This window comes from bacterium SCSIO 12844 (assembly GCA_024397935.1).
GTDB lineage: Bacteria > Pseudomonadota > Gammaproteobacteria > Francisellales > Francisellaceae > M0027.
In genome coordinates, this window is record CP073743.1 from 391,354 (window position 1) to 408,890 (window position 17,537).

At 32.6% G+C, this 17,537-nt stretch carries 18 protein-coding genes; 13 read left to right on the plus strand and 5 right to left on the minus strand.

What is annotated here, in order from left to right:
• Positions 1 to 3: 3 nt before the first annotated feature.
• Positions 4 to 918 carry an ROK family protein gene (locus KFE69_01890; GenBank protein UTW42916.1) on the minus strand — a complete coding sequence of 305 codons (915 nt, stop codon included), beginning with the start codon at positions 916 to 918 and terminating at the stop codon, positions 4 to 6.
• 214 nt (positions 919 to 1,132) lie between these two features.
• Here KFE69_01890 and glmU point away from each other — a divergent pair, with 214 nt between their 5' ends.
• Positions 1,133 to 2,506, plus strand: a complete 1,374-nt coding sequence (gene glmU, locus KFE69_01895; protein UTW42917.1) for a bifunctional UDP-N-acetylglucosamine diphosphorylase/glucosamine-1-phosphate N-acetyltransferase GlmU — start codon at positions 1,133 to 1,135, stop codon at positions 2,504 to 2,506.
• A 34-nt stretch (positions 2,507 to 2,540) separates the two neighbouring features.
• Positions 2,541 to 4,379 (plus strand): glutamine--fructose-6-phosphate transaminase (isomerizing), encoded by a 1,839-nt coding sequence (gene glmS / locus KFE69_01900; protein ID UTW42918.1) that lies wholly within the window; start codon positions 2,541 to 2,543, stop codon positions 4,377 to 4,379.
• A gap of 9 nt (positions 4,380 to 4,388) precedes the next feature.
• Here glmS and KFE69_01905 read toward each other — a convergent pair whose 3' ends face one another.
• A complete protein-coding gene (locus tag KFE69_01905) occupies positions 4,389 to 5,039 on the minus strand; it encodes a hypothetical protein (GenBank protein UTW42919.1) in 651 nt (216 codons plus the stop codon).
• Between the two features lie 239 nt (positions 5,040 to 5,278).
• Between KFE69_01905 and queF the strand changes: the two genes are divergently transcribed.
• Both queF and KFE69_01915 read left to right on the plus strand, forming a co-directional pair.
• Complete coding sequence (queF, locus tag KFE69_01910) at positions 5,279 to 6,112, plus strand: NADPH-dependent 7-cyano-7-deazaguanine reductase QueF (GenBank protein ID UTW42920.1); 834 nt, start codon at positions 5,279 to 5,281, stop codon at positions 6,110 to 6,112.
• A gap of 62 nt (positions 6,113 to 6,174) precedes the next feature.
• Entirely contained in the window at positions 6,175 to 6,597 is a 423-nt protein-coding gene (locus KFE69_01915; protein UTW42921.1) for a DUF2141 domain-containing protein, read from the plus strand.
• Here KFE69_01915 and KFE69_01920 read toward each other — a convergent pair.
• A complete protein-coding gene (locus tag KFE69_01920) occupies positions 6,594 to 7,799 on the minus strand; it encodes a hypothetical protein (protein ID UTW42922.1) in 1,206 nt (401 codons plus the stop codon). The two genes, KFE69_01915 and KFE69_01920, sit on opposite strands and share 4 nt — an antisense overlap.
• A gap of 178 nt (positions 7,800 to 7,977) precedes the next feature.
• A complete protein-coding gene (rlmKL, locus tag KFE69_01925; protein ID UTW42923.1) occupies positions 7,978 to 10,167 on the minus strand; it encodes a bifunctional 23S rRNA (guanine(2069)-N(7))-methyltransferase RlmK/23S rRNA (guanine(2445)-N(2))-methyltransferase RlmL in 2,190 nt (729 codons plus the stop codon).
• A gap of 164 nt (positions 10,168 to 10,331) precedes the next feature.
• Here rlmKL and KFE69_01930 point away from each other — a divergent pair, with 164 nt between their 5' ends.
• From KFE69_01930 to KFE69_01965, 8 genes are all read left to right on the plus strand, one after another.
• Complete coding sequence (locus tag KFE69_01930) at positions 10,332 to 12,500, plus strand: DNA internalization-related competence protein ComEC/Rec2 (GenBank protein UTW42924.1); 2,169 nt, start codon at positions 10,332 to 10,334, stop codon at positions 12,498 to 12,500.
• A gap of 148 nt (positions 12,501 to 12,648) precedes the next feature.
• The gene (gene raiA / locus KFE69_01935) at positions 12,649 to 13,017 is read left to right on the plus strand and encodes a ribosome-associated translation inhibitor RaiA (GenBank protein UTW42925.1); all 369 of its coding nucleotides are present in this window, start codon (positions 12,649 to 12,651) and stop codon (positions 13,015 to 13,017) included.
• 9 nt (positions 13,018 to 13,026) lie between these two features.
• A complete protein-coding gene (locus KFE69_01940; GenBank protein ID UTW42926.1) occupies positions 13,027 to 13,488 on the plus strand; it encodes a PTS sugar transporter subunit IIA in 462 nt (153 codons plus the stop codon).
• 4 nt (positions 13,489 to 13,492) lie between these two features.
• A complete protein-coding gene (locus KFE69_01945) occupies positions 13,493 to 13,942 on the plus strand; it encodes a hypothetical protein (protein UTW42927.1) in 450 nt (149 codons plus the stop codon).
• Positions 13,943 to 13,949: 7 nt separating this feature from the next.
• On the plus strand, positions 13,950 to 14,813 hold the full coding sequence (rapZ, locus tag KFE69_01950) for an RNase adapter RapZ (GenBank protein ID UTW42928.1): 864 nt from the start codon (positions 13,950 to 13,952) through the stop codon (positions 14,811 to 14,813).
• Entirely contained in the window at positions 14,807 to 15,193 is a 387-nt protein-coding gene (locus KFE69_01955; GenBank protein ID UTW42929.1) for a PTS fructose IIA subunit family protein, read from the plus strand. Before rapZ ends, KFE69_01955 begins: the two co-directional genes overlap by 7 nt.
• Positions 15,194 to 15,202: 9 nt before the next feature.
• On the plus strand, positions 15,203 to 15,484 hold the full coding sequence (locus tag KFE69_01960) for an HPr family phosphocarrier protein (protein UTW42930.1): 282 nt from the start codon (positions 15,203 to 15,205) through the stop codon (positions 15,482 to 15,484).
• Positions 15,485 to 15,597: 113 nt separating this feature from the next.
• Positions 15,598 to 15,897: a helix-turn-helix domain-containing protein gene (locus KFE69_01965; protein UTW42931.1), complete on the plus strand. Its 300-nt coding sequence runs from the start codon at positions 15,598 to 15,600 to the stop codon at positions 15,895 to 15,897.
• A 146-nt stretch (positions 15,898 to 16,043) separates the two neighbouring features.
• Here KFE69_01965 and KFE69_01970 read toward each other — a convergent pair whose 3' ends face one another.
• Positions 16,044 to 16,940 carry an NAD(+) kinase gene (locus KFE69_01970; protein UTW42932.1) on the minus strand — a complete coding sequence of 299 codons (897 nt, stop codon included), beginning with the start codon at positions 16,938 to 16,940 and terminating at the stop codon, positions 16,044 to 16,046.
• 368 nt (positions 16,941 to 17,308) lie between these two features.
• Here KFE69_01970 and KFE69_01975 point away from each other — a divergent pair, with 368 nt between their 5' ends.
• Complete coding sequence (locus tag KFE69_01975) at positions 17,309 to 17,524, plus strand: hypothetical protein (GenBank protein UTW42933.1); 216 nt, start codon at positions 17,309 to 17,311, stop codon at positions 17,522 to 17,524.
• Positions 17,525 to 17,537: the final 13 nt, after the last annotated feature.

Below are 17,537 nucleotides of genomic sequence, written 5' to 3' on the forward strand. Positions count from 1 at the left end.
CGATTAATTGATTTCATGCATTTCATATTCTAGGTGCGCACGCTTTGCTAATGCAAGTGCCCCCATAACGCCAGTATTATCGCCAAGGCTTACAGGGACAATGCTTTCATCTAAATGATTAACCATTTCATTAACAATATAACCGTTTAGTTTTTGTTTTACTTTTTGGCGTATTAATGGAAATAAATGGCGCTGTTTCATCACACCACCGCCTAGGATAATGCGCTGAGGTGATAAAGTCATAATATAGTTACACAGTGCAATTGCTAAGTACTCTGCTTCAGTCTCCCAAGCTGGATGATCATTTGCAAGCTTTAGTGCAGAATCAACCTGCCAACGTGATTTTAATGCAGGGCCTGATGCAAGACCTTCTAAGCAGTTATTGTGATAAGGGCAAATGCCATCAAATGGATCTTTAGCTTTATCTTGTGGAATTAAAATATGGCCCATTTCAGCATGCATTGCACCATGTAGTAACTTGCCATTAATCATTGCACCACCACCAATGCCGGTACCAACGGTTAAATAGATAAAATCACTTAATCCTCGTGCAGAGCCCCAGTAATATTCACCAAGTGCTGCAGCATTCACATCAGTATCAAAACCAACAGGTAGTTGTAAACTTTCAGACAGTGCATCAACAATATTAAAATTCTGCCAGTTTGGCTTTGGCGTACTTGTAATACAACCATAGGTTGTCGATTTTTTATTCGGATCAATCGGGCCAAATGCACCGCAACCAATTGCTTTAATAGGGTATTGATTATTTTGTGATTTAAAAAAGGTAACAACTTCAGAGATAGTTTCTTCTGGTGTTGTTGTATCAATACGAATCTTTTTAAAAATTTTACCTTCTGAGTCTCCCACAGCACAAATAAATTTAGTGCCACCAGCTTCAATGCCTGCCATATATGTCATGATAAATTTAAGGCCTTATGTTTTATATGATTGTGTTTGTTATTATACAATATATTTGCTGAAAGTAATTTGTCAAAAATATTACGATTTTAAATTGCTCATAGATATAGAAAGTAGTGATTCAATATGAATCTTTCTAAGCATTTTAGATAGAAGTAGGGTACAATATGGCCAAAGTTAAGTAGATAGAATAAATTTAGAGGGTAGCTTATTGATGCGATTATTTGTATTGATTTTAGCAGCAGGCTTAGGTAAGAGAATGAAGTCATCTAAGCCAAAAGTGTTACAAAACTTAAGTAATAAACCATTAATAGAGCATGTACTAGAAACACTTAAAAAAATAGATGTTGATGAAATTGGTGTGATTTACGGCCACTTAGCTGAACAATTAAAAGAAACGTTAACTGGTGAGCCAATAACATGGATTGAGCAAAAAAAAACTCAAGGCACAGGCGATGCGGTTAAGTCAGCTCTACCTTATCTTGATAAGAATGATAAGGTTTTAATTCTTTATGGTGATGTACCATTAATCTCATCAGAGACTTTAAAGCGCTTTATTACCCATGTTCAGTCAGATCAAATGGGTATTTTAACAGCGAAGTTTAATGATCCTACAGGACTTGGGCGTATTATCCGAGATGAAAATGATCGTGTTATGCGTATTGTAGAAGAAAAAGATGCAACCCAAAAAGAGCGAGAGATAAATGAAATTAATACAGGCATATATTATTTAAGTGCTGATTTATTACACAAGTGGCTGCCAAAGCTTACTAATGACAATGCGCAAGGTGAATATTATTTAACAGATATTGTGGCAATGGCACAAAAAGATGGCATTGAGATTGTGACTAGTCAGCCTTACAATCACTTTGAAGTTATCGGTGTTAATAGTCGAATTGAACTAGCAAATTTAGAGCGTATTTGGCAGAGGCATCAAGCAGAACTATTAATGGCTCAAGGTGTGAGCTTAAATGATCCAAATCGCATTGATATTCGAGGCAATGTAGAGATTGGTCATGATACACATATTGATGTTAATGTTATACTAGAAGGTAATGTTCAAATTGGTAAGCAATGTATCATTGGTGCAAATTGTATTTTAAAAAATGTTGAATTAGATGACTATGTGATTATCAAACCCAACTCGATGCTTGAAGATGCAGTGGTGAAATCACATGCAGAGATTGGCCCATATGCAAGAATTCGACCAGGTTGTATGATTGATGAATCGGCAAAAATTGGTAATTTTGTTGAAATCAAAAAAGGCTTAATCGGTAAAGGTTCTAAAGTTAATCATTTAAGTTATATTGGTGATGCAATATTAGGTAATGATGTCAATATTGGTGCAGGTGTTATTACGTGTAACTATGATGGGGTTAATAAGCATCAAACAATTATTGAAGATAATGTATTTGTTGGCTCTGACTCACAATTGGTTGCGCCTGTGAAATTAGGTGAAGGCTCTTATATTGGTTCAGGCTCAACGATTACAAAAAATACGCCAAATGGCAAATTAACGGTTAATCGTTCAAATCGTCAAATTACCTTAGATGCTTGGCAAAGACCTAAAAAAGAAAATAAAAAATAAGATGATCTAATTATTGAAGTAGGAGAATCCTTTTATGTGTGGAATTGTTGGTGCAGTTGCTGAAAGAAATGTCGTACCAATTTTATTAGAGGGGCTAAAACGATTGGAGTATCGTGGTTATGATTCAGCTGGCATAGCGATGATTGATAATAAAAATCAACTTAATCGAACACGAGAAGTTGGTAAGGTTAAATTATTGGCAGAGCGCATTAAAAATGAAAACTTTTTAAAAGGCAGTATTGGTATTGCGCATACACGCTGGGCAACGCATGGCGGGGTTACATTAGAAAATGCACACCCACATCAGGGCAATCATATTTCAATCGTTCATAATGGTATAATTGAAAATCATGGTTTATTAAGAGAAGAATTACAACAATCGGGCGTTAAATTTTCTTCTGAAACTGATAGTGAAGTGATTGCGCATTTAGCTGAAAAAATATGGCATGATCAAATAGAGCCACAAGATGTTGCGCTAGAATTAACTGAAAAGTTAGAAGGTGCTTATGGTGCTGTAATTATGAATGCACACTATCCTGATACGCTCATTGCGATTCGCTCAGGCTCTCCAATGGTTATTGGTCTAGGCATTGGAGAGAATTTTATCGCATCAGATACATTTTCATTATTACCGGTTACACGTAAATTTGCTTATATGGATGAAGGTGATATCGCTATTATCAAGCGAGAGGCAGTGAAGCTATATGATGCTTTAGGTAATGAAAAGTCATTATTAACAGAAGTTGTTGAGCAGCAAGATGAAGGTGTTTCGAAACAAGGTTATAAACATTTTATGCAAAAGGAAATGTTTGAACAGCCAGATGCGGTTGCAAGAACTTTAGGTAATTGTTTTTCTTTAGAAAATCAAGTTTTAGTTGAACGTTTTGGTGTCAATGCTGAAAGCTTATTTCATAAGCTTAAACATATTAGAATTGTTGCTTGTGGTTCAAGTTATATTGCAGGGTTAGTGGCAAAATATTGGATTGAATCGATTGCAAATGTTGCTTGTGATGTAGAAATTGCCAGTGAAATTCGTTATCGCAAAACAGTTGTACCTGACAAATGCTTATTTGTTACGATTTCTCAATCTGGCGAAACAGCAGATACAATGGCAGCCTTAAGACAAGCCAAAGAACTTGATTATCTTGGTTATTTGGCAATTTGTAATGTGCCAAGTAGCTCATTAGTACGTGAAAGTGATCTTGTATTTATGACACAAGCAGGTGTTGAGATTGGTGTTGCATCAACAAAAGCATTAACTACACAAATGGCATCATTACTCCTTTTAACCTGTGCTGTTGGAAAGTTTCATGGATTAAATAAAGAAGATGAACAGCAAATTGTAAAAAGCCTACAACATTTACCATTACAGATAAAAGAAGTGCTAGCTTTGGATCATAGTATTGAAGCGCTTGCAAGTCACTTTATTGATAAGCACCATACTTTATTTTTAGGTCGAGGAATTCACTATCCAATTGCGATGGAAGGAGCATTAAAATTAAAAGAGATTTCTTATATTCATGCAGAAGCCTATCCCGCAGGTGAATTAAAACATGGGCCATTAGCTTTAGTTGATAAAGATATGCCTGTGATTGCTGTTGCGCCAAATGACCGTTTATTAGAAAAGCTTGAATCTAATTTAATGGAAGTACAAGCACGAGGTGGTGAGTTATTTGTTTTTGTTGATCATGAGGTTAAAAATGAATTAAAACTTGATCAAGCACATATGATTACATTAGCAAGTATTGATGCTATTATTGCACCAATTGTAATGACTATTCCATTACAACTATTGTCTTATCATGTAGCGGTTCAAAGAGGTACTGATGTTGACCAACCCCGAAATTTAGCAAAATCAGTGACAGTGGAGTAGTATATTTCTTTAAGAAATAACACAGCAGTCAAAACAATTCGATTTATTTTTTTGAACTAAAGGACTTTTTTCATTATGCTGCATAAATAGTGGTTCTGGCTTATCTGATTTAATTCTTTGTTTTTCAAATTCTTTTTGAGTAATAGGAATATAAATTTCAATTTCTCCTTTACTAAGAAACATATCAATATACTCTTGGTTTCTTTTTTCTTTTGTACCCATCATGGTGTCATATGCGATATATTCATCACCTTCAATGCCAATAATTGTTTCAGCATGCGTGCTTCCAGAGCCTAATGCGGGTCGTAGCATAACAATAGGACCATTTACCTTTTCTAGAACTCTTTGTATATCTTTAACTGATTTGATATCGATTTTAATTTTTTCTAATCCCATATCTTCATAGATCTGTTGGTAAGTTTTATCAAGAGGTAATCCATCTTTTTCCATTTGATGGACATCATAGCCTTTATCTGCTAAGAGTTCAGTGTAGTAGTCAATTGCTTCTGTTGCATTTGGATTTGTTGCAATTGAGGCGGATAATAGCCAGCAATTATTATTTGATGTTGTCTCTTTTACTGGTAATTTATTAGTTGATTGTTTAGAGCTTACATATGAATTCATTTGATGAACTCTTTGATTAATTTGAAATTTGAACATGATGCGACCTCCTTAATTATAAGATTTAAAATTATCAGACTTTATGAAATTATTGAAACGCTGTGCCTCTGATTTTTGTAATGATTAATGCAGAAGTTTGTATTTAAGTTGTTATGTTTGATTATTAATTATTCTTGTAATATGAAATATATTTTTGAGAATTTATTTCTTGTAGATTGGATATAGGCGTTTTAGAATCTATAATTGGTATAAAATAATGGTTTTAATGATTATCATAAATGAACTTACAACAATCTCAATTAGGAAAAAACTCAGCTTATCAAACAAGTTATGATAAAAGTCTTTTATTTCCCATTCCAAGGCAACTAAAACGTGATGAGCTTGGCATTATAGATGCACAAGCCATATTTAGAGGGTTTGATCTTTGGACTGCGTATGAAGTTTCCTGGCTTAATGCTAAAGGTAAGCCGGTTGTTAAAATATTAAAATTTATTATTGACTCTAATAGCGAAAATATTATTGAATCAAAAAGCTTAAAGCTTTATTTAAATTCTTTTAATAATACATTGTTTGCATCAGATCACGCAGTCTTAGAGACAATCACTAATGATTTAAAAGAAGCATTATCCGGAAATATTAACATTCAGATGTTTACAATCGATGAATATAGTGATGCATTTAGTAATTCGTTTGATGCACTCTTATTAGATCATATTGATTGTAAAATTGAGCAGTATCAAACCAATGCTGAACTATTAAAGCTAGATGAAGCTTCATCTGAAATTGTTACAGAGCGGTTATCGAGCCATCTATTAAAGTCAAACTGTCTTGTGACAAACCAACCAGACTGGGCAAGTGTTCTAATCGAATATCAGGGTAAAAAAATATCTCATGAAGCATTATTAAAGTACATTGTTAGCTTTCGCGATCACAATGAATTTCATGAACAATGTGTTGAGAGAATTTTTAATGATATTATGACATACTGTCAGCCTGAAAAATTGTTAGTCTATGCACGTTATACTCGCCGAGGTGGGTTAGATATTAATCCACTAAGAGCAAACTATCCAATATCTAAGCACTATCAATCAATACGTTTAACAAGACAATAAGATTGCTTAGAATTTAGGCTATACTTAAGATATAGTTACAATTCACAACTGGGGGTTGTTATATGCTTAAACGGTTAAGTTTTATCAGTGCTTTTTTTTTAATACCCTATTCAATACTTGCATCAGAATTAATTGTCCATGCTCAGGGCTTTGATAATAATGAAGGTCAAGCATTGATTGCAATATATAATTCTCCACAAGGTTTTCCAGAAGATAATAAATACAAGGGTGTTAAAGTACCTATTCAGGATAAAAGAGCAAATTATACATTTAATAATTTACCAAAAGGTACTTATGCGATTGCAGTTGTGCATGATGTTAATGACAATCAAAAATTAGATAAAAATTTTTTTGGCGTACCCAAAGAAGAGTATGGGTTTAGTAATGATGCAAAAGGGCATATGGGACCACCAGAATTTAAAGCTGCTGCAGTCCAACTAAATAAAGATGAGAAAAAAGTTATTAGTATTACGGTGAGTGATTAGTTAATTTGATTTTGATCATATTGTGGCGTTGTGTTTACTTTAGCTGAGTTTTCATGATAGAAATGTTGACTAGGGTCTAAGCTAAATCCTTGTATAGTTTGAACTTCATTCTTTGAGTATTTTGACTCTAAATTATCAAACAAGGTTTGATAATTATTTTCATTAAATATGCCATTTTGCGGAAACTGATAAACAAAGGATTTACATCCTTTTGAAGTAATACCATTATCAATTGTCGTTACACTACGCTTAATAATACAGTGAATATCGCTAAAAAATGAAACTCGATTTCCTATTTGTTTTTGTATTGTTTCTTTTAACAAAATTTGTTCATCAAGTAGTCTTATTATTTCTTCATCTTGGCTATCAATTTTAGCTTTTAATTTGATTGGATTATGTGCTAGCTCAAGTAATGCATCAATTTCATTAAGTTCTGGCTCAAGGGTCGCTAATTCATTTTCAAATATTTCGATATTTTTCATATCTTGATCAGTATATTGCTCATGGTGACTCAAAATATCAATGGCGTGTAGGATTTTATCAATTTTTGTGGTTAGAATCTGTGATTTATTTTCTAGTTTTTTAATTAGTTGATCTCTTTTTGATGATGATTCATCTGATAATATCTCTAATAATTGAGATTGTTTATCAACTTGATTTGTTTGAAATTCAAGCTGTGCTAATGACTCCTGCTCTTTAACACATAGTGTGTTTTCTAACTTTTCTGTATATATGGAATGCATATTATCATTTGCAATAATAACATCTTTATAACCAAGTGTGCAAAGTACAGTATTATTGGTGATATGCAAAGGATCAATAACTTGTTTTAGTGTGCTATGACTATCGTCACTACTTGCTGAATTACAGGATAGTAATTCAAAAATGATATATTGGTTATCGTTTGACTCAATAAGTTCAGATAGCATATGACGGATATGTGCAGTATTAAATGATCCTTTTTGATTATTTGTTGCAATATGATCACCTTCTACTGAGCCATGCCCGATCATGCGAATATGTGTACACTTTTCTAAGCCACTTAGTTCATTTACAGCTTCTTTTAATTTTGTTTTTGAAGCATCTGCGCCATGTTTTTCAATATAATAAGCATTTAGTTTAATAGTACCATCACTGTCAATTTTATAAGCTTGATCTTCTTCATAATGATCAAGATAGATATTGATTATTTTATAGCTCATGCAAACGCCCCTAAGTCAAAATTTTAAAATACCTAGTATATTTTATCATTATAATATTTTTAATCTAATTATAATTATTTCAATAGTTTTATGCTGAATATTATTGATTTACAAGTATAATATTTTAAATTTATTTTATAAATATTGCATGAATTGGTAATAAAAATTAAGAAAAACTTTATTTTTTATGCTCTATTTCAAAACAATAATGAATATTGGGCCTACGTTTAAAATCTTCAGAAAGGCATTGGTCACTTATATTTTTACAGTGGTATTTTTTACTGATTTTAGGGTCGAGTTTAAATTTACGATAATTATTTGAAAAATATAAAGTACCATTTGCTTTTAGGTGGCGCATAGCAAGGTTAATTAATATGATATGATCACGCTGAATATCAAGCGTTTCATCCATACGCTTGGAATTTGAAAAAGTGGGTGGATCAAGGAAAATAATATCATATTTCTCTTTCGTTTGGGCTAACCATTTAAGGCAATCAGCTTGGATAAAATGATGTTTTTTAAGATCAATATTATTCAATTGAAAGTTGCGCTTACCCCAGTTTAAATAGGTGTTTGATAAATCAACGTTTGTAATTTCTTTAGCACCATAAAGTGCAGCTAGTGTACTAGCACTACAAGTATAGGCAAATAAATTAAGTAGTTTTTTATTACAAGCACTTTGTGCTACTTTCAAACGCATAAGGCGATGATCTAAGAATAGACCAGTATCAAGGTAGTCACTTAGATTGACATAAAATTTGGCTTTATCTTCTTTAATGATAGAAAAATTATCATGTTTATTAAGCTTCTGATATTGATTAGAACCTTTTTGTTTTTGACGTACTTTAATAAAAATGGATTCATAAGGAATAGTGAGTAAATGCTTAATTGCACCAATTGCTTCAAAAAAACGTCTCTGTGATTTTTCAGCATCAACATCTTTACCGGCTTTATACTCTTGAATATGGACTTGACTTTTATAGCAATCAATTGCAAAGGCATATTCGGGTAAATCTTGGTCATATAAACGATAAGCTTCAAGTTGATTACGCTTTGCCCAACGACTTAAGTGTTTACTATTTTTCTTTAAGCGATTAACAAACATAGCTAAGTTTTCAGATGGGTTATTAAAGTGTGACTCTGCTTTACGCTTAAGTTTTTCAAATTCTGTTTCAGTCTTTAAAATAGCGTCGTTATTAACTATAAAATTTAATAACTGTGATTCAAGCTTACCATTATATAATTTATAACGTTTGATTGGGCGTAAGCCAATGGCTTTAATACTCTCTGGATTTGCAGTAAATATGCTAACATTCCAATGAGTAAATGATTGTGTTAGGCAATGACCAAAACCTTTAATTAACTGGATTAATTTGTCTTCTTCATTACTTAATAATCGTTCACCATAAGGTGGGTTGGTAACAATTAGTCCTTGCGGGTGCTCTATTTGTTTACTATCTAATGCTTCTAATGACTGTTGTTTTATTTCGATAACCTTTTCTAAACCTATGCGCTTAATATTATTTTTACAGATACTCAGTTGTTCAAAGTTAATATCAAAGCCCTTAATTTCAGTATAAATCTTCGTTAAGTTTTTTTTCTTTTTGTCTTTTGCTTGTAATAAAAGGGATTGCCACAGCGCTTTATCATGGCCAAGCCAATTTTTAAAACCATAGTAATCACGATCAATACCAGGGGCAATCTCATAAGCTATCATAGCTGCCTCAATCAGTAAGGTGCCCGAACCGCACATAGGGTCAATTAGACAAGCATTATCTGAGAGCATTTGTTTAGTAGGCCAGTGACTTCTAATTAATATTGCACAAGCTAATGTTTCTTTTAATGGCGCACTTCCTGTATCTAGTCGATAGCCACGCTTATGTAAGCTATCACCAGATAAAGAAATACTAATTGTAAGTTTATTCTTTGCAATATGTAATTGGACAACAACATCAGGTTTAGATGATTTTATGCTGGGGCGAATACCTTTAATTATTCTAATCTGATCGACAATTGCATCTTTGGCTTTTTGCGCAATAAACTGAGTATTTTTTATAGCAGTATGTTTACCTGAAACATCGATACGAAAACTACCATCATAAGCAATATGCTCAAGCCAATTAATTTGGCTAATTTGGTGATAAAGTTCATCAGCTGAGGCAATTTCTACGGCTTCTTTTAGGATAAGTAATAACTGGTGTGTTAATCGAGACCATAGACAAATTCGATACGCTGTTTCAAGTGTAGCAGTCAATGAAACACCCAAGAGCGTTTCTTTTGTATTGAGTGCGCCTAACTGATTTAATTCATTTAGTAGTAAGGGTTCAATGCCTTTTGCTGTCGTTGCAAAAAACGTATAGTCATTCATCGTATTGGGTCACTTAGTATTATCTATTAAGAGCTGGTGTTTATATTAACCGCTAACTTTGATGATCGCTAGTTATTTGTATTTCAATTTTAGATATACTAATTTGTGTATTTTATTTTCAAAATTATTTTATGAATATAAAAAAATAGCTAAATGGATTTTAAATGAAAAATAAACGTTATATTGTGTTATTTATGTTAGTATTTTCAGTATTTTGCTTATTTCATGGTATTTATATTGTTATTAATAGTTATCAATCACTTGCAAAGCCATTATTAGGAAAGTTTATTACGATAACAGGTATTATTGATAGTTTACCGATAAATTCAGCCAATCGGAGTCAATTTATATTTAAAAGTGATATTGGCAAAATTAAAGTCAATTGGTATCAAAAGCCAGGTAATGTGCAATTAATACCAGGGCAAAGATGGCAGTTTAAAGTAAAGTTAAAAAAGCCAATCATTATGCGAAACTTTTATGGTTTTGATTATGGCCGTTATTTAAGGCAATCTGGTATTGTTGCAACTGGAAATATTCTTAATCATTCAGCTAAATTAATTCAATTTAGTATTTATAACGCACCGATTAATTACTTACGCTATTATCTTAAAGTACATTTAAATGCATTATTATCTAATAAGCAATTTTTAGGCATATTTACGGCACTTATTATTGGTGAAAAAAGTGGCATTGACTTTACTCAAAGACAAGTCTTTCAAAAAACAGCTACTTCTCATTTAATTGCAATATCAGGTTTGCATGTTGGATTGGTTGCATTCTGGGCGTATTTAATGATGCGTATAGTTTGGTCTTTTTCCTTTAAGTTAACACAAGTATTGGCAGCCCAGAAATCAGCTTGGATTTTTGCAGTTGTTGTTGCATTAATCTATAGCTTATTAGCAGGCTTTGCTATTCCAACTCAACGAGCTTTTATTATGTTGTTGTTATTTGCTTTTGCTTATTTGTATAACTTTTCAGTAAGTAAGCGCTATATTTTAATGATTGCAGCATTAGCTGTCATTTTATTTAATCCCTATTCAATTTTTTCACCTGGGTTTTGGTTATCATTTACTGCAGTTGGTTTTTTATTATTTGTATTTACGGGGCGAATTGGATCTAGTGGCATTTTAAAGAAAATATTATGGCCGCAATGGGTTGCAACGATCACTTTAATTCCATTAACCATTTTTTATTTTGGTGGGATTTCAATCATTGGCTTTATTGCAAATTTAGTTGCAGTGCCGATGATTAGTTTTATCATCGTGCCTGGTTTATTAGTCGTTATGATTATTTCAGTGATAAGCAATACGCTAGCTGAAACCATAATGTTTATTGTAAATTATTTATTTAGTTGGTTATGGGGGTATCTTCAGTGGCTAAGTCATCTAAAAATTGCTTTTATACATTTAATGATTTATCCATCTATATGGTTTTTAATTTTGGCTTTAGCTGGCATTTTACTACTATTTTTACCTAAAAGTTTTCCCAATCGATATTTTGGTAGCATCTTTATACTGCCGCTATTATTTTATCGACCCAGTTGGCCTGAAGCTTGTTTAGCTAAATTAACATTGTTAGATGTTGGTCACGGATTAGCAGTAATTTTTCAAATGAAACACTATGTATTAATTTATGATACAGGTGGTGCAGTGACACCAAATCTTACAATGAGCGATATGGCAATTATTCCTTACTTAAAGGCCTTTGGTATTAGTAATATTAATCGACTTGTGATAAGCCATAGTGATTTAGATCATAGTGCGGGAGCTAAAAGCTTATTACAACAATTAGAGATTAATAAAATAGATGCTTCATCAAATAAACATATTCCAGTTGCTTATCTAAATAAGCTTAGTCGGTGTCAAGAAGGGCAAAGCTGGCAGGTTGGTCAAGCAAGTTTTAGCTACTTGAATCCAGTTTATTTAAGTACCAGTGCAAGTAAGAATAATCTATCATGTGTTTTGAAAATATCGATGCCTTATTTAAGTATTTTGCTACCTGGAGATATTGAAAAAAAAGCGGAAGGGTATTTAGTTAATTACCATTATGGGCAATTAAAATCTGATATATTGATTGCCCCTCATCACGGCAGTAAAACATCTTCTACACTACCTTTTTTAAAAGCAGTCTCTCCTAAAGTTATTCTAATTGGTAATTCAATTACAAAGTTACGCTATTTCCCTCATCAGTCAGTCATTAAAAACTATCATATGCTTAAGATTGATTATTTAGATACAGCAAACTATGGAGCCATAGAAATTACGCTCTTTAAAGGGGGTAAAATATTAATTAACACAAGATTAAATACGAAAAACTCATCGTTGACTCGATAATTGTTTCAATAAGCGGTAAGATTATAGTTAGGGTAGCATTAGATGTTATCTTAAATGATAAAGATGAACAAAAGTTGTAGTTTAATAATTGGCTAGGAATTAACGTTAGGCTACAGAAATAAATTATGTATGATGGAGGTTATGACATATGCAAATCCAAATTACAGGGCGTCACTTAACTGTTACTGAAGCAATGAAAAGTTATGTCGAAGAGAAAATGAGTAAATTAGTAAAACATTTTGATCATATTATTAGTGCGCATGTGATTATGTCAGTTGAAAGAGAGCATCATCGTGCAGAAGCTAAAATTGAGGTTCCAGGTAAGGATATTGTGGCGCATGCAGATGGTGAAAATATGTACGAGGCAATTGATTTATTAGAAGCAAAGTTAGACCGTCAAGTTAGAAAAAGAAAAAATCTAATGAAAAATCATCATGTAACGAAAAAAGATAAGTTCGAATCATTTGAATCAGCAACGCATGAATCATTTGAAGAAGAAGAAGAGGAAGGAAAATAGAGATAAGGAATGTCTACATTATCAAATTTTATTATTCCTGAACGCGTTGTCAAAGGGGCCTTAATTAATAGTCGCAAACGTGTTTTTGAAGTATTAGGCCATTTATTAGATACACCAGAAGAAATTGGTAGTGATCTTATTTATCAGAAACTATTAGCGCGTGAACGTTTAGGTTCAACCGCTGTTGGTCATGGTGTTGCATTACCGCATGCTAGAGTTCAAGGGGTTTCATTGACGAAAATGGCAATTGTACTATTAAATAAACCAATTGAATATGATGTTCCAGATAATCAAGAAGTTGATATTTTTGTTGGTGTTATCTTCCCTGAAGATGTTAAAGGTATTCATTTGGATTTTATGGCACATGTTACAGAACTTTTACGTTCAGAATCGTATCGTAAGAAAATAAGAGAAGCCGATTCAAATGAAGCTTTATATCAAATTCTAACAGAAACAGAAACAGAAAGATGACCTTATGAACATAGAAAATTATTCAACTCATGGTGTTTTCGTAGTCGTTAATCATCAAGGTATTTTACTTCAAGGAAAGCCTGGTGTTGGTAAAAGTGATTTAGCATTAAACTTATTAGATAAAGGTCATACATTGGTTGTTGATGATTTAATTCTTTTTCGTCAAAAAGATGATAAGTTAATCGGTTATGGAAATGATCATAGTTATGGTAAAATTCATATTCGTAACTTAGGTGTATTAGATTTAGCTGATAGATATTCGATTGTAGATGAGTATCAATTAGATAAGATTATTTGGTTATCAGATGAGCAAACGATTGATTCTGCATTACCTACACTTGAGCAAGCAAATGTTTTAGGGCAAAATATTCCGTTATTTCGATTAACGACTGGTAGTAATCGACCCTTAGCCGTATTAGTCGAAGCAATTACAAATATTAAATGTGAAATATGAGGTAGCAATGAATAAACTAATAGTGCTAACAGGGCGTTCTGGCTCAGGAAAGTCAACCGTTTTGCATTTATTAGAAGACTATGGCTATTTTTACATTGATAATTTACCAGCTACTTTATTAGAACAAACGATTAGGCAATTAGAAATAGAGTATCCATTACGTGATATCGTCATTGCATTAGATTCTGGAAGTTTAAATAAGATAGAGCATTTAGATTATGTGCTAGATGGTATTGAACAGTCAACCAAAACGCATTCACTTGAGTTATGGTATCTTGATGCTTCAGATGAGCAATTAATTACACGCTATAATGAAACAAGAAGAAAACATCCACTATCACATGGCATTGAGTTGCCATTATCTAAAGCACTAGAAGAAGAAAAGCAAATATTAGCGCCAATAGCTAATCGAGTAAAAAAAGATATTAATACATCGGAGTTATCTATACACCAATTAAAGCAGTTGATTAAACAAGCTGCTGATATTATTTATAGCAGTGTTCAAATTAATTTATTTTCATTTGGCTTTAAATACGGTATGCCAAGAAAGATGGACTTTTTATTTGATGTTAGATTACTACCTAATCCTTATTGGGATCAAAAGCTAAGAACATTAAGCGGTCTTGATGAAAAGGTAGTGCAGTTTTTTGCGAAATTTAGACAATCTGAACGTTTAGCAAGTGATATTGCCAAATTTTTAAATAGTTGGATTCCTGAGTTTGTTAATAAAGACAGAAGTTATTTAGATATCGCAATTGGCTGTACAGGAGGCCATCATCGATCAGTATTTATTGTTGAGACAGTAGCTAAGAAATTATCCTTAAGCGATATTACTATTTCAACATTTCATAGAGAGTCAGATAAATGGTAGAAGTTTTGTTGATTACACATGGTAAAATAGCTGAAAGCATGTATCAAGTTGCAGAAGGTATTATGCCTGAGAAAGCTAAATCAATTCATATTGTGCCCTGGAGTTTAAGTGCTGGAGCAAAATATGCACCTGAGAATTTAGAGACTGTAATTGAAGATATTGACCAAGGTGATGGCGTTTTGATCTTAACAGATATTTGTGGTGCAACACCTTATAATGTTGTTAAACATTTGACACAAATTACTACAAATGAAGTGCGCGTAGTTTGTGGTCTTAATTTACCAATGTTGTTAAGAGTATTAAATTATATAGAGAAGCCATTAGATCAGTTAGTTGATATTGCTTCTGATGGTGGTCACCGTGGAATTATTGCCGAATGAGGTCTAGCAATGAGTGAGTATAAACAGACAGTATCGATTAAAAATAAGCTTGGGCTTCATGCAAGAGCAGCTTCAAAGCTTGTGTCATTGGCTAGCCGCTATGAAAGTGAGTCAAAATTAATTGTTTTACCATCTCAAGTTGCTGCTAACTGCAAAAGTATTATGGGGTTGATGATGCTAGCTGCTTCATGTGATACAAATGTTGTTATTACCGCAAGTGGTCAAGATGCTAAAGATGCAGTAGATGCAATCGTACAACTAATCAATCAGCGATTTGGTGAAGCTGAGTAAATATAAAAAAATCAAAAAAATATAAATTTTTTTCTTTTCTTAAGATTTCTTTAAGATTTCTCTAATACAATCTGTTGGTAAGTTAAGAGCTAACTAAGAAAGAGGTTAAGCAAATGGCTAATCAATATTGCGGTAGTTTTGAACATGTTATTCAAAATAAATTTAATTGTACAGCTGAAGATGCTTTAAAGCAATGTGTTGATGAAGGGCTAACTTATGCAGAAGCTGAAGAAAAGTTAGGTTTTAAACATGGTACGATTCGTAAGTGGGCTAAACGCTTTGATTTAAAACTTCAATCAGGTGAGCCATCGGAAGAAACACATCAAGAGAATTTTGAAAAATTCTTCCGTCAGCAAAGCATGAATCGTTATAACTTTTTATCTCGCCAATGGCTAGCATTGGGCGCTGCTTAAAATGAATTTGATAGGGTTGTTGCAAAGGAAGGGGGGCCTTTCTTAAACTTTAGGGGGTTGTTTGACGCTTCTTGTTATGATTTAACATGGAGTTTATATTTGGGTAAAAATGAGGTGTTGCTTGTGTTGTTTGAAAAATCCTCATTTTACTCGAATAGTAAGCGAGACCAATGTAATTTATGTCTTAATGTTTGATAGTAGCTATAATCTGTTGGATGTAGTATCGTTAATTCAGTTTTATCTTTACGAATTATAATTTGATCTGTTGCATTTAAATCTGAATGACAATGACCATCAAAACTTACTAAAGGTTTTGGATCATTATATTCTGCTACGGTAATCTCAATGGTACTTTCAGCAGAAACAACAATTGGCCTTGATGTTAGAGAGTGTGGAAACATAGGTACGAGTTCAATAACATCTAAAGAAGGATATAAAATAGAGCCACCAGCAGATAATGCATGTGCAGTAGAGCCTGTGGGTGTGGCAATGATAATACCATCAGAGCGTTGTGAAAATGCATATTGATTATCAATACTAACCCAAAATTCAAATAAGCGACTACTATGACCACTTGATAGTACAATATCATTGACTGCCGTCATAGAACCAGTTTTTTTCTTACTTTTAATGACATCTGTTTTTAGGATAAAGCGCTTTTCAGTGGTGTAATGACCATTTAATAGTGCATGCAGTCGTGTTTTTATTTCATCGGGATTAATATCTGCTAAAAAGCCTAGTTTACCTCGATTAATACCTGTAATAGGGATATGGTGTTCACATAGATTGGCTAATTTCCGTGCTGCATTGAGAAAATTACCATCACCACCAACAACAATTGCAAGTTCAGCAGTTGTAGCAATTTCTTTTAATGTATACCCTTTGGCTTGTACATGGTGAGTGAAACTATCAGCAGTTTCTTTTTCCAGTAAAATGTTAATATTTAAACTAACTAAGTAATCATATAACTCAGAGACAGTTTGTTCGACTAATGGGTTACAATGTGTGCCAATAATTCCGATGCTATTAAATTTTATGCTCAAAAGTGATAGCCTTTTGAATAGATAATCATAGAGAGTATTGTAGAGAGCCTTAAAATCAAATGCAAATTGAAAACGAAGGCTAAACAAAAAATAAAATAAATTTTTTTCGTGTAGCTTAAAAATTATTTAAACGCTTAAATTTCTGTATGTTAGCAGATTATGTTGCAAAGGCATATTAAATAACTTAATGATTTTGAATCACTATAATTGTCTTTGACAAAAAGTAATTTTACGATTATGTTTAGGGTTATAAATGAAAAATTAAAACGATTAATAGTCTTGTTAGGATAACATTTAAATAGTGTTGAAAAGCATATTGATGCAAGAAAAGTTACTTCTTGTATGTGAGATTGACTTGGAGGTAAATCATGACGTATTCATCATCGAAAAAGCTTGAAACTGTATCAAGATTAATTGAGCAAAGAATTCCAGCTGAGATGGCATATAGACTGATGGGGCTTAAAGAACGTCCTCAAACTCCTGATATCATACTTAGCCAAGAGGATTCGTTAGAGGCAGAAGATGATTTGATATCAGATTACAGACGTTATAAACCCAAAAATACAGCAGTTAATAAAAAATAAATAATTAATTTAG